The organism is Paraburkholderia sp. BL6669N2, from assembly GCF_003387275.1.
Lineage (GTDB): Bacteria > Pseudomonadota > Gammaproteobacteria > Burkholderiales > Burkholderiaceae > Paraburkholderia.
On record NZ_QUNA01000002.1, the window covers coordinates 4563041 to 4577054 of the forward strand.

14 protein-coding genes are annotated in these 14014 nt (G+C 62.7%); 13 read left to right on the forward strand and 1 reads right to left on the reverse strand.

Annotated features, from left to right (window positions below; genetic code table 11):
* Positions 1-94 precede the first annotated feature (94 nt).
* Positions 95-982: an amidohydrolase gene (locus B0G80_RS43080; protein ID WP_220377533.1), complete on the forward strand. Its 888-nt coding sequence runs from the start codon at positions 95-97 to the stop codon at positions 980-982.
* A 142-nt stretch (positions 983-1124) separates the two neighbouring features.
* On the opposite strand, the gene B0G80_RS43085 is transcribed toward B0G80_RS43080, so the two are convergent.
* Positions 1125-1964, reverse strand: coding sequence for a metallophosphoesterase (locus B0G80_RS43085; RefSeq protein WP_116123555.1), 840 nt, complete (start codon positions 1962-1964; stop codon positions 1125-1127).
* A gap of 1318 nt (positions 1965-3282) precedes the next feature.
* Here B0G80_RS43085 and B0G80_RS43090 point away from each other — a divergent pair.
* The 12 genes from B0G80_RS43090 to B0G80_RS43145 all read left to right on the forward strand — a co-directional run bounded on the left by B0G80_RS43090 (position 3283) and on the right by B0G80_RS43145 (position 13985).
* A complete protein-coding gene (locus B0G80_RS43090; protein WP_116123556.1) occupies positions 3283-3459 on the forward strand; it encodes a Flp family type IVb pilin in 177 nt (58 codons plus the stop codon).
* Between the two features lie 141 nt (positions 3460-3600).
* Positions 3601-4137, forward strand: coding sequence for a prepilin peptidase (locus tag B0G80_RS43095; RefSeq protein ID WP_116123557.1), 537 nt, complete (start codon positions 3601-3603; stop codon positions 4135-4137).
* Positions 4138-4174: 37 nt separating this feature from the next.
* The gene (cpaB, locus tag B0G80_RS43100) at positions 4175-5008 is read left to right on the forward strand and encodes a Flp pilus assembly protein CpaB (RefSeq protein ID WP_116123558.1); all 834 of its coding nucleotides are present in this window, start codon (positions 4175-4177) and stop codon (positions 5006-5008) included.
* Positions 5009-5095: 87 nt separating this feature from the next.
* Positions 5096-6901: a type II and III secretion system protein family protein gene (locus B0G80_RS43105; protein ID WP_116123559.1), complete on the forward strand. Its 1806-nt coding sequence runs from the start codon at positions 5096-5098 to the stop codon at positions 6899-6901.
* A gap of 23 nt (positions 6902-6924) precedes the next feature.
* Positions 6925-7218 (forward strand): hypothetical protein, encoded by a 294-nt coding sequence (locus B0G80_RS43110; protein ID WP_116123961.1) that lies wholly within the window; start codon positions 6925-6927, stop codon positions 7216-7218.
* Between the two features lie 46 nt (positions 7219-7264).
* Complete coding sequence (locus B0G80_RS43115; protein ID WP_116123560.1) at positions 7265-8467, forward strand: AAA family ATPase; 1203 nt, start codon at positions 7265-7267, stop codon at positions 8465-8467.
* 54 nt (positions 8468-8521) lie between these two features.
* The gene (locus B0G80_RS43120; protein WP_116123561.1) at positions 8522-9889 is read left to right on the forward strand and encodes a CpaF family protein; all 1368 of its coding nucleotides are present in this window, start codon (positions 8522-8524) and stop codon (positions 9887-9889) included.
* Between the two features lie 27 nt (positions 9890-9916).
* Positions 9917-10894 (forward strand): type II secretion system F family protein, encoded by a 978-nt coding sequence (locus tag B0G80_RS43125; RefSeq protein WP_116123562.1) that lies wholly within the window; start codon positions 9917-9919, stop codon positions 10892-10894.
* A gap of 44 nt (positions 10895-10938) precedes the next feature.
* Entirely contained in the window at positions 10939-11895 is a 957-nt protein-coding gene (locus B0G80_RS43130) for a type II secretion system F family protein (protein ID WP_116123563.1), read from the forward strand.
* A 26-nt stretch (positions 11896-11921) separates the two neighbouring features.
* Positions 11922-12791 carry a sterol desaturase family protein gene (locus B0G80_RS43135; RefSeq protein ID WP_116123564.1) on the forward strand — a complete coding sequence of 290 codons (870 nt, stop codon included), beginning with the start codon at positions 11922-11924 and terminating at the stop codon, positions 12789-12791.
* Complete coding sequence (locus B0G80_RS43140; RefSeq protein WP_116123565.1) at positions 12788-13354, forward strand: TadE/TadG family type IV pilus assembly protein; 567 nt, start codon at positions 12788-12790, stop codon at positions 13352-13354. Before B0G80_RS43135 ends, B0G80_RS43140 begins: the two co-directional genes overlap by 4 nt.
* 1 nt (position 13355) lies before the next feature.
* Positions 13356-13985, forward strand: coding sequence for a TadE/TadG family type IV pilus assembly protein (locus B0G80_RS43145; protein ID WP_116123566.1), 630 nt, complete (start codon positions 13356-13358; stop codon positions 13983-13985).
* Positions 13986-14014 lie beyond the last annotated feature (29 nt).

A 14014-nucleotide genomic window follows, 5' to 3' on the forward strand; every position in this document is an offset into this window, starting at 1 on the left:
ACGGTGTTGACCTGATTGCGCGGCCGTTCGTTTAGTGGTGTTTCGACGCGAGCGCCGCGCGTCGTATAACTTCAAAGGAGGCGCTGTGGACAATCTGCCTATCATCGACCCGCATCATCATCTGTACGATCTGAAGACCGGCAACTACCCTTGGCTGCAAGGGCCGATGCTCGACCGCGTGTTCGGCGATTATTCGGCCATTCGCAAGGACTACCTGATCGATGACTTTCTCGCCGATATCAAAAATCAGAATGTGGTGAAGACGGTTCATCTGCAGGTCGAATACGATCACAACGATCCGGTGGCCGAAACGCGATGGCTTCAGAGCGTCGCGGACAAGCACGGCTATCCGCACGGCATTGTCGGTTTTGCCGATCTGTCTTCGCCGAACGCACAGGCGGTGATCGAAGAGCACTGTCAGTACAAGAATGTGCGAGGCATTCGCCAATGCCTGAATTTCCATCGCGATCCGGTGAAGACGTTTATCGACAGTCCGCATCTGATGAGCGATCCGCAATGGCGGCGCGGCTATGCGCTGCTCAAGGAGCACGACTTGTCGTTCGATCTGCAACTCTATTACACGCAGATGGAAGAGGCGCGTGCGCTAGCGCGCGACTTCCCCGATACGCCGATGGTGCTCAACCACACCGGCATGCCGGTCGACCGTAAGCCCGAAGAGATCGAGGCATGGAAAAAGAGCATGACCTTGCTCGCTTCGGCGGACAACGTTTTCTGCAAGATCTCCGGTCTGGGTATGGGCGACTGGAAGTGGACGGTGGACAGCATCCGTCCGTTTGTCCTGCACGCAATCGAAGCATTCGGCGTGAAGCGCTGCATGTTCGCGAGCAACTTTCCGGTCGACAAGCTGTTCAGTAGCTATGACGATGTGTTCAACGCCTTCAAGGAGATTACGCGGGAGTTCGCGGCGGACGAACGGGCGGCGCTGTTTCATGACAACGCGGAGCGGGTGTACAGGCTGTGAGGGCTATCCGCCGCGCGTCCAAGGCGCCCAGCATTTCGACAATGCCGGCGCGGCTCGCTGATCGAGATCGAATGCGTGGCGATACAGCAAACGTGAGGGGAGTATCGACGCGCTGCCGTCGAGCGCGCTTTTGCCCGCGCGATCACGCGCCCGAACCTGCCGGATATCCTTTCGACCGGCCGAATGCCGGTTGTTCGCGAGTCGCGCGGTTGAGCAGCATGGGGATCTCGTCCAGACCCAGCAGCGTGAGCGCTCCGCCGTACACGAGCCCCGTATCGACATTGATGACGTTGCCGCGAACCATGGGCTCCCGCACCGGCGTATGCCCGACGATCACCGCGGCCACGCCGTCGATGCGGCTGCCCGGGTCCGGCCATCCCGGTGCAAACCGTTGGCACAGTTGCGCGAAGGCCCGGCGCATCGAAATAAAACCTGCTGTCTTGCCAGCGATCCAGCGGGAGCGATCCCAGATCACCTTGCGCCGCACGGGTCCGTTGCGGTCCTCCTGTTCCAGCGCCTGCACCATCTTCGGCCACGATTGCATGGGGACGTTGGCGTGCACGATGCCGACCAGGCCGTCGTCGGTTTCGATTTCGATCGCGTAGGGAAGGGCCGCCATATACGTCACGATGTCGTCCAGCGCCGCTTTGTCGTAGACCATATCGAACAGCCACTCGCCGCCGGTGGATCGAATCGACGCGTTCTTGCCGCCGTAGCGATGCCAACGAACGATTGTGTCTTCATGATTACCGCGCACCGACTGAATGCGATACCGATCCACGAATTCGAGCACGGCCGGCGATTCGATGCCCCTGTCCACCAGATCACCGACGGCAAACAGTCTGTCGCGCGACGGGTCGTAACGGCGCAGCTCCAGCTCTTTCGCAAGCCGGCTGAAACAGCCGTGCAGATCGCCTACGACGAAGTCGCGACCGGCCGTGTTCTTTTTGAAGCGTCGCACGGGTATGAAAGTCTGCTGCATGTTTTCACCGCAATCAGTTGACGTGAAATGACGGAAGACTTCTGTATGGTTGCTGCGTGAAGCCCAGACGGTTGGGCATGGCGCGCGCAGTGTCGCCGCCGTCACACAGTGTTGACCGCCAATTGAGTGCTTTCAGTGTCGATTTGTAACGAGGTGTTTGAACCAGAACGCAGTCCCCATCGCCCCGATCGAGGAAGGGGTGCAGACGGAGCGGCGACATCGTCGCATTGATCCCGTGGCATAGGCAGTGTCTTTTACGCTCGGTTACAAGTGGCGTATCAAAGGCCTCAACGCATCGGCAGGTTTTTTCGACGGTCGTCGTCCGCGCATCGACTTATGTGGCCCGGCTCGCATTGCTGAGCGAAACCGGACACGTCCGCCTTCGTCGCGATCCGGACCGTATTGGCGCGTGAGAAGAGCGATGTTTTTTTCGGTGCGTTCGCGAAACCGCGATGCCGAGTCGGGCCTAAATCGCTCTGACAGGCGCGACTAACAAGGCGCCGCGGGTCGCTAGGAAGCAACCGAAGCCCGTCTTGGGGCGCCCCAAAACGGTTGCCGCCTGCGTCGAACCCGATGGATTTGGCCCGACGCGAGAACGACACGGCGATCCACCGTCAATCGCGCAATGCGCGCTACCCCACATAGTGAGGTGGGCGGACATCGCTTTTCGTCGCCATGCCGCCGGCTCGTTCTGCGGCCACCCGTCTCACGCTTGCAACATCCCGGGCGGGCTCAGTAAAACCTACTTTTGTCGGCTCAATGCCAGCATCTTTGACCGAAGTATTTGTCGAACCATTGCCTGCCAATGGTCCTACGGGTTTTCCACGCTGCAGAAATAATGCGTGAAGCACGGCAAGCGGGCTCCGCTCCTTCGCTTTCCAGTGTCTCAAATCCGAACCATCGCGCGCTGCGAACTCCCTGCCGCACCCTTCCGCCGAAGCGTCGATCATTGCCCAGCAAGGCTTTGAGGCTTGTTGGCATAGCCGTTGCAAATAGAGAGTCACAAGACGAAAAAACATGTTGCAGACGGAAAGCAGCAACAGAACTCCGGCAGCAACAAAAGTCTTCGTAAATCGCGTTCGGGGCGGTCCACGCGTTTTGCGGGGTGCGGCGGGGCCAGCGAAAACGGAAGTCGATAAACAACGACACGGCGATGGATACGGGGTATTCAGCCTCTCGTGATCGTGACGAAGTAAAGCACTGGCCTCGCCACTTTTTCCGTCCTCGTGACGGGCATGAACGCCGCTTCGGCGCACCTGTTCTCAGGTGGCTGCAGACGGCATAAACCGAAGTCAACTTTCACTCTACGGGGGTTAGCATGAAGAACACGATCAAGAAGTTTTGGCGCGAAGAAGACGGTGTGGCGGCGATCGAATACGGCCTGCTGGCCGGCTTGATCGCAGTGGCGATCATTGCGACGGTGACGACGATGGGCGCGAACCTGAGGGCCGTGTTCACGACCATTTCGAACAAGCTGGCCACCGCCGCGGCCTGACGCACCGCGCAGCATCAGGTGCAAAAGCCGATCGCCCGCCCTGGCTCGACGGTCCTTCGAGACAGGGTAGCGACGGCCCCGCCCTTAAAAGAAACGACTCCAGTAAAGAAGGGCAATTTGATCCTCGAAACGGAGCAGGCAATGAACGGGGTTCCTTTTCCGGTTGGACCGTGCGTGATGACGCTGGTACTCATCGCCGCGCTGTGGGATATGCAAACGCGCCGGATTCCTAACTGGTTGGTGGCGGCGGGACTGGTTGTGGCGATACCGGTGCAATGGTTCACACACGGTGTCGTCGACGGAATGCAGTTGTGGTTGGGCGGCATGCTGACCGGCGGCGTGATTTTCCTGCCGGGCTACGCGATGCGGCTGCTGGGCGCGGGCGACGTGAAGCTGATGGCGGCGATCGGCGCTTTCTGCGGCGCTTACGGCGCACTCGAAATTGGTTTGGCGGCCTGTGTGATCGGTGCGATCGGGTCGCTCGCAATATGGTTCCGGCGTCGCCAGATGCGCGCCGGACTGCACGGGGCGGCAGCATTGCTGATCGACTGCGCGACGCCGGGCAACGGCGCGCTGCGCAGGTCGGGCAGCGTGGCTGAAAGCAGTGCGACGGGGACCATGCCTTACGGCATTGCGATAGCAATAGGCAGCGCATGCGTGTTGTTCGCCAGCGTATGACGCGTGCCGGGGGCAGGGCAATAATCAGGGGTTGAAAATGAAAAACGCGCGCGCTGTAACGATGCTGCTGATCGCGACGCTGGCGGGCCTCACCGCGGTGGTGTTCGCCTCGCGCTGGATGGTCTCGCAATCGTCGAATGCCACGACGCGGGTCGTGGTGGCGGCAGCCGATATCAATCTCGGTCAACGGATCGGCCCGGACTACCTCAAGCTCACTGACTGGCCGTCCAACAGTGTGCCGCCCGGCTCGTACACCGACATCCAGAAACTCGACGGCCGCGTGCTGAAGGAAAGCCTGCTGCGCGGCGAACCGATTCTCGATGCGAAGCTCACGCCGGTCGGCACGCTCGGCGGCCTCTCGGCGGTGATCGGCGAAGGCAAGCGCGCCATCACGGTGCGCGTGAACGACGTGATCGGCGTGGCGGGCTTCGCGCTGCCGGGCAATTACGTCGACATCATCGTCAACACGCAAAATGATGCCCGCGATCCAGGCACCCAGCGTGATCAGAACATCTCGAAGATCGTGCTCGAAAAGATTCTCGTGCTGGCCGTCGCCCAGGAAGTGGGCCGCGACGAAACCAAGCCGAAGGTGGTCGACGCGGTGACGCTCGAAGTGTCGCCGGAACAGGCCGAGAAGATCGACCTTGCACGCAGCATCGGCACGCTCTCGCTGGTGTTGCGTAACCAGATCGATCCGAAAGCGATCGACACCGCCGGCGCCACCAAGGCCAGCCTGCTGCAAACGCCGGTCGCCGTGGTGCCCGCACCCGAACCGAAGCCGGTCCATATCGTGCGCAAAGTGGCGGCGCGCGCGCCGGCCAACTGTGTGCGGGTACTCGACGGCGCCGACGTAAGACAAGAATGCTTTTGACAGGCTCGAGCCTGCAGGCCGTGACCGATGCGTGACCGACGTTCAGAGCGGCACGCAAAAAAATGCGGCACATAACGGGGGTAGGACATGAACGCCAGAACCACTCAGCGCGCTAGCGCGCCGCGGCAGCCGCTCGGCCCGCGCGAAGCGAATTCGCGGCTGCCGCGGGGCCGTACCCGGATCGCCGAAGCCTGCACGTGTGTACTGCTGGGCATGTATCTGACGATGCTGCCGGTGGCGCAAGCGGCCGGCCAGAACACCGCAGCGGGCGTGCCCGGATTGCCGGACGTGCCGCTCACGGTGGCGTCGAACGGTTCGGTACATCTGACCATCGCCGCGAGCGGCATGGGCGCGGGTGCTTCGTCCGGCGGGGCGCAGCAGGGCGCCCGTGGTCCGAACTGCAGCGGCCCGGTCGCCGAACACAGCTCGGTGACGATTCCGGTCGGCAAATCCACGATGGTCGATGTGCGCGAACCGGTGAAGAGCCGCAGCGTCGGCAATCCGGCAATCGTGCAGGCCATGCTCGTGTCTCCGCAAACACTGTATCTGCTCGGCTCCGATGTGGGCACCACCAACATGATCGTGCAGGGCCGCAGCGGCTCCTGCACGATCATCGACGTGAGCGTCGGCGCGGATCCCGGCGGTCTGCAACAAACTCTCGCCGCGCTGATGCCCGAGGAAACCGGTATTCAGGTGAAGGCCGCCGCCGACACGCTGGTGCTGACCGGAACGGTCTCCGATGCGGTCAAGGCCGAACGCGTGCTCGAACTGGCGCGCGCCTTCGTGGCCCGTCCGACCGCCGCCCTGCAAGCCGCCGCGCCGATGGGCAGCGGCCCGTTGCCGGTCGGCGCCGCGCCACGCGCGATGGGTATGCCGGCACCGACGCTCGGCGGCGCCGGCGGCGAACGCATCATCAACATGATGCATGTGGCCGCGCCGCAGCAGGTCATGCTCGAAGTGAAGGTCGCCGAAGTCTCGAAGACGCTGATCGACCAGCTCGGCGTGGCGGCCAATATCAACGGCGGGATCGGCAGCTGGAGCTTCGGCTTGCTGGCCGATTACCTGTCGGGCGGGCTGAGCGCGTTGACCGCATCGAAAGCGAACAATGCGCCGCTCAGAGCCGCGATCGATGCGCAAAAGACCGATCAGCTTGTGAAGATTCTCGCCGAGCCGAACCTGATGGCGATCAGCGGCCAGGAAGCGAGCTTTCTCGCGGGCGGCAAGGTCTATATTCCGGTGCCGCAAAGCAACGGCGCGAACGGCACGACCATTGTCCTGCAGGAAGAACAGTACGGTGTCGGCCTGACCTTCACGCCGACCGTGCTCGAAGGTGGCCGCATCAACCTGAAGGTGTCGCCGGAGGTGTCCGAGCTGTCGTCTACTGGCGTGGTCGTCAGCGCCGGCAACTCGAACAACCAGACCATCCTGCCGCTGATCACCACGCGGCGCGCCTCCACCACGCTGCAGGTGTTCGACGGTCAAAGTTTTGCGATCGGCGGCTTGCTGAAGAGCAACATCACCGGTTCGATCAAGGGCTTGCCAGGCGCCGCGGAACTGCCGGTGCTCGGCGCGCTGTTCCGCAGCACGAGCTACGAACAGGACAAGACCGAACTGGTGTTCGTCGTGACGCCGCGCCTCGCCAAACCGCTGCCGCAGCACTATCCGTTGCCGACCGACGGTTTCGGCGACGCCAGCGAAGCGAACGTGTACCTGACCGGCCACATGGAAGGCACGAAGCGCGTCGCGCCGGCCGCGGGAGCTTCGGCGCCAGTCGGGGCACCGGCAACCGCGCCTGCACCCATACCGGTTCCCGCACCCGCTCCCAGCGCCGCTGCCGCTGTTGCCGTGATTCCGGCCACGCCGGAAACCAGCGGCTCACACGCCTCGCAGTAATGCGCGGCCTACCGGAGATCGACATGACAAGCACCAAGACACTGATCCGCACGGCACTGTGCGCCGGCTTGAGCGCCGCGCTCGCCGGCTGCCTGAGTTCGACGCCGCACTGGGACGCGACGTTCGGCGACTCGATCAACCAGATCAAGCAAATGCAGACGCTCAACCCGAACGCCTCGGCGAACACCGATCCGGTTGCGGGAATCGACGGCACGGCTGCAGCCGCGGCGCAGAAGAGCTACGCCAAATCCTTCACGGCGCCGCCCCCGCCCACCAATTCCTTGACGATCGGCGTCGGCTCATCGATTTCGTACTGAAGCGGCACAACCAGGCGGCTCGCTGTAGAGCCAACGGAGACTTACCATGATCGACACCCTTCTGATTTCGTCCAGCGCCGAGCGCGCGCCGCACATCGCGGCGCGTCTCGAGGCAAGCGGCATCGCGTTTCGTCTGCGTACGCTGCACGGTACGGCAAAGCAATTGCGCGTGCACGCCGCGGCGATCAGGAGCGCCGATCTGCTGATCGTCGACGACGCCGATCTGACGCCGCGCGATCTGAACGGTGTCGAAGAAGTGCTGTCGCTCCTGCCGAATTTGCATTGCATGCTGATCACGCCTGCGCCGTCGACCACGCTGCTGATGGCGGCGATGCGTGTCGGCGTGCGGCACGTGCTCTCCTGGCCGCTGAACGACGCCGAGATCGCCGACGCGCTCGCTCACGTCTCGGCAAAGAAACACGCCGGTGTGCGCCGCGACGGCCGTGTGGTGTCGTTCACCTCCTGCAAGGGCGGCAGCGGCACGACACTGATCGCCGTGAATCTCGCTTACGCGCTGGCCGCCTTGCGCGACAAACGCGTGCTGCTGATCGACCTGAACCAGCAATTCGCCGACGCGAGCCTGCTGGTCGCCGACAAAGCGCCGCCCGCCACGCTCGCGGATCTGTGCTCGCAAATCGACCGGCTCGACGCCGCTTTCTTCGAATCTTGCGTGATGCATGTGCACGCGAATCTCGACGTGCTGGCCGGCGCGGGCGATCCGGTCAAGTCGGGCGAACTGCGCGCCGCGCATCTGGAACGGATTCTCACGCTGGTGCGCGAGCAATACGACGCGGTGCTGATCGACGTCGGTCAGAACATCAATCCGCTCGCGATTCATGCGCTCGATCACAGCGACTCGATCTGCATGGTGGTGCGGCAAAACATTCTGTACCTGCATGCGGGCCGTCGGATGCTCGACATTTTCAAGGAGCTCGCCTATCCGGCGAGCAAGGTGAAAGTGATCGTCAATCAGTACGACAAGAACGCGCGCATCAACCTGTCCACGCTCGAAGAAACGTTCGGCGCGAAGGTCGCGCATCACTTGCCGCGCGACGAAAAGCAGGCCACCGAGGCGCTGAATCACGGCGTGCCGCTCGTGACCGGCGCGAAGGGCGGCGCGCTTGCCCAGGGCATCTCGCAACTGGCGGCGCTGCTGTGGCCGTTGCCGGTTGCGGAGCGCAAGAGTGTGCTTGGGCGTCTGTTCCAAAGCCGGCCGAATTCGCCGCCGCAACTCAAGCCCGGACACTGAGCCGCCTGAGTTCGTTCAGGGCAGCTTGCCATCGAAAAGAATGCGGAGAGCACCATGTCATTGCGCGAACAGTTGATGATCCAGAGCGGCACGATGCCGTTCGACGGCGCCAGTCCCGCAGCGGCCTCGGAAAGCCTGGCCGCGCGGCGCGCGTATCAGCAACTCAAGATGAACATTCATCAGGCGATCATCGACCGGGTGGAGCTCGACAAGCTGCAACGCCTGTCGCCCGAGCAGATCAAGCGCGAGCTGGCGCAACTGGTGGAACGGATCGTCGACGAAGACAAGATTCCGATGAACGAACTCGAGCGCCGCCGTCTCGCTCAGGATGTGCACGACGAAATGGTCGGCCTCGGCCCGCTCGAACCGCTGCTCAACGACCCGACCATTTCCGACATTCTGGTCAACACGTCGCAGCACGTGTACGTGGAACGGCGCGGGCGCCTCGAACACACCGACGTGACCTTCTACGACGACGCGCATCTGATGAAGATCATCGAGCGCATCGTCTCGCGCGTGGGCCGCCGGATCGACGAATCCACGCCGATGGTCGATGCGCGCCTGCCGGACGGCTCGCGCGTCAACGCGATCATTCCGCCGTCGGCGATCGACGGACCGCTCGTGTCGATTCGCCGTTTCGCGGTAAATCCGCTTACCGTGACCGACATGGTGAACAACCAGAGCTTCACGCCCGCGATGGCGCAACTGCTCGAAGCGCTGATCAAGTCGAAGCTGAACGTACTGATTTCGGGCGGAACCGGCAGCGGTAAAACCACGCTGCTCAATCTGCTTTCCGGCTTCATTCCCGAGGACGAACGGGTCGTGACAATTGAAGACGCGGCCGAATTGCAGATGCGCCAGCAACACGTGCTGCGCCTCGAAACGCGGCCGCCGAATATCGAAGGTAAGGGCGAAATCTCGCAACGCTCGCTGGTGCGCAACGCGCTGCGGATGCGCCCCGACCGCATCGTACTCGGCGAAGTGCGCGGCGCCGAAGCGCTCGACATGCTGCACGCCATGAACACCGGCCACGAAGGTTCGATGGCGACGCTGCACGCGAACACGCCGCGCGACGCGCTCACGCGGCTGGAGAACATGGTCGGCATGGCGGGTCTGACGATGCCGATCAAGGCGATCCGCCAGCAGATCGCGTCGGCCATCACGGTAGTAGTGCAGGCTTCGCGCCTCACCGACGGACGCCGCAAGCTGATGAGCATCTCCGAAGTCACCGGCATGGAAGGCGACATCATCAACATGCAGGAGATCTTCGCGTTCAAGCGCACCGGTGTCGACGAGAACGGCATGATCAAAGGCTATTTCTGCGCGAGCGGCGTGCGGCCGAAATTTTGCGAGCGGCTGGCGGGCTTCGGCATCGTGCTGCCGGACCAGATGTTCGATCCGGCACGGCGTTTCGAAGTATGAACGCGCATCGGGTTTGAGGAGAGGGACATGAACACGTCGTTTATCGGCTTTGCGGTGCTCGCGTTTCTCGCGGTCGTGCTGGCCATCGAGGCTGTTTATCTGCTCTGGAGCAGCCATCGCGGCAAGGACGTCAAGCGCATGGACGAGCGCATTCGCGCGCTCTCCGCCGGCGGCAACGTGAGCAGCCAACAGCTCTCGATCCTCAAGCAGCGCATGCTGAGCGAGTCGCCGTTCGTCACGCAGCTACTGCTGCGCATACCGCGCGTGCACACGCTCGACCGGCAATTGCAACAGTCTGGGCTGAAATGGTCGGTGGCGCGCTTCGTCACCTACACGCTGCTGTGCGCTGTGCTGGGCGCCTTGGGCGGGTTTGTGCTGCAATTTGCCGCGCCGGTGATGGGCGTGTTCGCCGTGGTGGCGAGCCTGCTGCCTACGCTGATTCTTCGCCGCAAGCGCACCAAACGCGTGCTGCAACTCGAGCGCCAATTGCCCGATGCGGCTGATCTGATCGCCCGCGCGCTGCGCGCCGGCCACTCCTTTCCGGCCGCGCTCGGCATGGTCGGCGAAGAACTGCCCGAGCCGCTCGGCGGCGAATTCGCGCTGGTGTTCGACGAGATCAACTACGGCGTGTCGATGAACGACGCGCTTCTGAACATGGTGAGCCGCGTGCCGGTGGAAGATCTGCGCTACTTCGTGATCGCCGTGCTGATCCAGCGCGAGGCGGGCGGTAATCTCGCCGAGATTCTCGGTTCCATCGCCGGCATCATTCGCGAGCGGCTCAAGCTGCTCGGCAAGGTGCGCGTGCTATCGGCGGAAGGACGCTTGTCGGCCTGGGTGCTCGGCGTGTTGCCGTTCGCGATTCTTGGGCTGCTGTCGGTGCTCAATCCGGGTTACATCAGCGTGTTCTGGACGGATCCGGCCGGCGTGCAGCTCGCCGGCGTGGCGATGACGATGATGCTGTTCGGCATCTTGTGGATGCGCAAAGTCGTGCACATTCATATCTAGACCACCGCTTTCGACACGAGGAGCGCGGGCTTGGCCCGCAGACCATGAAAATAGAACAGATCGTGCTGCTGGGGGTGATGTTTCTGATCGTGTTCGGCGCGGCGCTGAAGGCCATGGCTCTGCTGCGCCCTGATCCGGTGCAGCGGCGCATCGAGGAATTCGGGCAGCCGGGCGTCGCCAGCGAGGTCGAGGCAAGCACGCAGAAGAACTGGATCGAGACGGTCACGAAGGTGTCCGAGCGGGTCGCCAAACTGTCCTTGCCGAAGGACGATTGGGACAAGTCGGCGCTACGTCTGCGCTTCGCGAACGCGGGCATCCGCACACCGTCCGCGCCAGCACTCTATTTCGCTGCCAAGACGGTCCTCGCGCTCGCACTGCCGGCCCTTGCGCTGATTCTGTTCGGCAACGCCTTCGAAACCGATCAGCGCATCTATCTGCTGCTGACGGTGCTGGCCGCGTCGGCGCTCGGCTTTTATCTGCCAAATCTGGTGATGACGCGCCTCGTCGAAAGCCGTCAGCGCAAGCTGTTCGAAGATCTGCCCGACGCGCTCGATCTGATGACCGTCTGCGTGGAAGCGGGCCTCGGCCTCGACGCAGCGATGATGCGCGTCACCCAGGAAATCGGCGTGAAGAGCCACACGCTAAAAGACGAATTCGACATGGTGCTGCTGGAGCTGCGTGCCGGCTCGGGCCGCGACAAGGCGTTGCGCAACCTGTCGCTGCGCACCGGCGTGGAAGACATCGACACGCTTGCCGCGATGCTGATTCAGGCTGACCGCTTCGGCACCAGCGTGGGCGACTCGCTCCGTGTTTATACCGACAACCTGCGCACGAAACGACGCTTGCGCGCGGAAGAGCAGGCTGCGAAGATCGCCTTGAAGCTGCTGTTTCCGCTGATGTTTTTTATCTTTCCGACTCTGCTGGCCGTGCTTGTCGGTCCGTCGGCAATCCAGGTCATGCGTCAGCTGTTTCCGGCCATTAACGGCATCGCGGGCGGTTGAACGTCAGGCATTCACCGGGGAATCACATGTTCGCTTCCAGCCTGTTTCCTGATCTGATGAATCATGCGGGCCTCTGGCTGCGCGCGTATGCGCTCGGCCTGGTAATGATGGCGGCGGGCGCGGCGCTGGAACGGCGCTGGCCCGCCGCGATGCTGCAATCGCGCGCAGGACAGCGTTTCAACGTGGCCTACGCGGGGATATATCTGGCGATCGCCGAAGCGATGAGGCCGCTGACGGCGGCGGCGAGCATCGCGATTGTGAATGCGCTCGGCGGCGGCATGGTAGTCCTGAACTCGCACGGGTTCGGCGCGGTGGCCTCGTTCGTGATCGTGCTGTTGACCATCGACGTGCTTGAATACGCGTTTCACCGCCTGCAGCACGCGTGGCCCGTGCTGTGGAAGCTGCATTCGCTGCACCATAGCGCGGTCGAGTTCAATGTCACGGTCACGTGGCGGCACCACTGGGTCGAATCGCTCATCAAGGGCTGTCTGCTGTATCCGCTCGTCGGCGTGCTGTTCAAGGTCGAACCATGGATTGTCGGTTTGACTTCGGTCGTGTTCATGTTCGGCAATTACTTCGCTCATCTGAACCTGCGCGTGGACCTGGGCCGATACGTTACCTGGCTCAACAATCCGCAATATCACCGCCTGCATCATTCGAACCGCAGCGAGCATTTCGACCATAACTTCACGCAACTGCTGCCGTTGTGGGATCACCTGTTCGACACGCAGTGGGTGCCGGCCAGAGAAGAGTGGCCGGCCACCGGTCTCGACGACGGCGCGCAACCACGTTCGCTGCTGGAAGCGTTCTGCTGGCCGCTGCGCCTGCGCGCCGAACGCGGCGCGGGGCTCGGTAGCGGCAAGCCGGTGCTGGTGCTGGACAAGGAAACGAAATGAAAGCCGCTCGCCGCAACGCCGCCGTTCGCGCGGAAGCTCGTGCAGGAGCTCGTGCAGGAGCTCGTGCAGGAGCTCGCTTAGGCAGGCGCGACCTCACAAGCAAGCAGCGCGGCGCCGCCACGATCGAGTTCGCGCTGGTCGCGCCGCTGCTGTTTCTGCTGCTGTGCATCGCCATGGATCTCGGTGTCGCGCTGTGGGTCAATCTGACCATGCAATACGCGGTGCGGGAAGGCGCGCGTTATTCGGTAACGGGGCAGACCAACCTCGACCCGAACGCGACCAACCAGCAACGTTATCTGGCCGTCGTGCAGGAGATCAGGGACAGTTCGATGGGTCTCTATTCGCTCGTCTCACCGAGTTACGTGATCACTATCAATGGCGCGACCCAGACCTACAACACGCAGACGAGTTATAGCACCGGCATGTTCGGTAAGCCCGGCGACATCGTGGTGCTGCAGATCAACTGCATCTGGCCGCTTCTCACGCCGCTAGTCAAGCCGTTCTTCGCCAACGGCAATTTCAGTTTCAGCGTCGCGGCGACGATGCGCAACGAGGGCTTCTGACATGCGCACACGTTCCTTACGAAGCCGCCGCGCGTCCAAAGGCATCGTCAGTGTTGAAATGGCATTGTTGCTGCCGATGCTGGTGGCACTCGCGCTGCCGGCGTACGACATTGCGCGCAACGTTCAAGCGCAGATGATTTTGATCAACGTGAGCCGCGAGGGCGCGAGCCTGTCCTCGCGAGCGTCGCTCACGTTTCCGATGCAGACCATTATGTCCTCGCTCACGTCGACCACGCCACCGCTGAACATGACCGCGAACGGCATGATCTACATCACCGAGATCATGGGCAATAACAACTGCGACAGCAGCGGTAACAATTGCACGGGCGTGGTGGTCGCGCAATATCGCTGGAACGGCGGCAACTACTACCCGGCAAGCCGGCTATGGAACTGCGGCAGCGCCGGCACACGCTGGGCGACGGACGGCACCGGCGGTTGCAGCGGCATTCCGGCGGCGGGGAAATTGTCGCCGGTGGTGAACCTGCTGCAAGGCAAGCTCTCCGACGGGCAGATCGCGTACGTGGTGGAGGCGTTCTATTTGCAGACGCCGCTCATCGGCTCTCTGGATTTGGGCGGCGGCTTCACCACACCCGCGCTCTCCCCGAATCTTTACGCAATGACGGTGTTCTGAGCCGGCGAAAAAGCCGAGCCAAATAAAAA

Excerpts from the sequence above, each read along its gene's own strand:
- B0G80_RS43085 (WP_116123555.1), bottom strand. The coding sequence starts at position 1,964 with ATGCAGCAGACTTTCATACCCGTGCGACGCTTCAAAAAGAACACGGCC.
- B0G80_RS43090 (WP_116123556.1), top strand. The coding sequence starts at position 3,283 with ATGAAGAACACGATCAAGAAGTTTTGGCGCGAAGAAGACGGTGTGGCG.
- B0G80_RS43095 (WP_116123557.1), top strand. The coding sequence starts at position 3,601 with ATGAACGGGGTTCCTTTTCCGGTTGGACCGTGCGTGATGACGCTGGTA.
- cpaB (WP_116123558.1), top strand. The coding sequence starts at position 4,175 with ATGAAAAACGCGCGCGCTGTAACGATGCTGCTGATCGCGACGCTGGCG.
- B0G80_RS43105 (WP_116123559.1), top strand. The coding sequence starts at position 5,096 with ATGAACGCCAGAACCACTCAGCGCGCTAGCGCGCCGCGGCAGCCGCTC.
- B0G80_RS43110 (WP_116123961.1), top strand. The coding sequence starts at position 6,925 with ATGACAAGCACCAAGACACTGATCCGCACGGCACTGTGCGCCGGCTTG.
- B0G80_RS43115 (WP_116123560.1), top strand. The coding sequence starts at position 7,265 with ATGATCGACACCCTTCTGATTTCGTCCAGCGCCGAGCGCGCGCCGCAC.
- B0G80_RS43120 (WP_116123561.1), top strand. The coding sequence starts at position 8,522 with ATGTCATTGCGCGAACAGTTGATGATCCAGAGCGGCACGATGCCGTTC.
- B0G80_RS43125 (WP_116123562.1), top strand. The coding sequence starts at position 9,917 with ATGAACACGTCGTTTATCGGCTTTGCGGTGCTCGCGTTTCTCGCGGTC.
- B0G80_RS43130 (WP_116123563.1), top strand. The coding sequence starts at position 10,939 with ATGAAAATAGAACAGATCGTGCTGCTGGGGGTGATGTTTCTGATCGTG.
- B0G80_RS43135 (WP_116123564.1), top strand. The coding sequence starts at position 11,922 with ATGTTCGCTTCCAGCCTGTTTCCTGATCTGATGAATCATGCGGGCCTC.
- B0G80_RS43140 (WP_116123565.1), top strand. The coding sequence starts at position 12,788 with ATGAAAGCCGCTCGCCGCAACGCCGCCGTTCGCGCGGAAGCTCGTGCA.
- B0G80_RS43145 (WP_116123566.1), top strand. The coding sequence starts at position 13,356 with ATGCGCACACGTTCCTTACGAAGCCGCCGCGCGTCCAAAGGCATCGTC.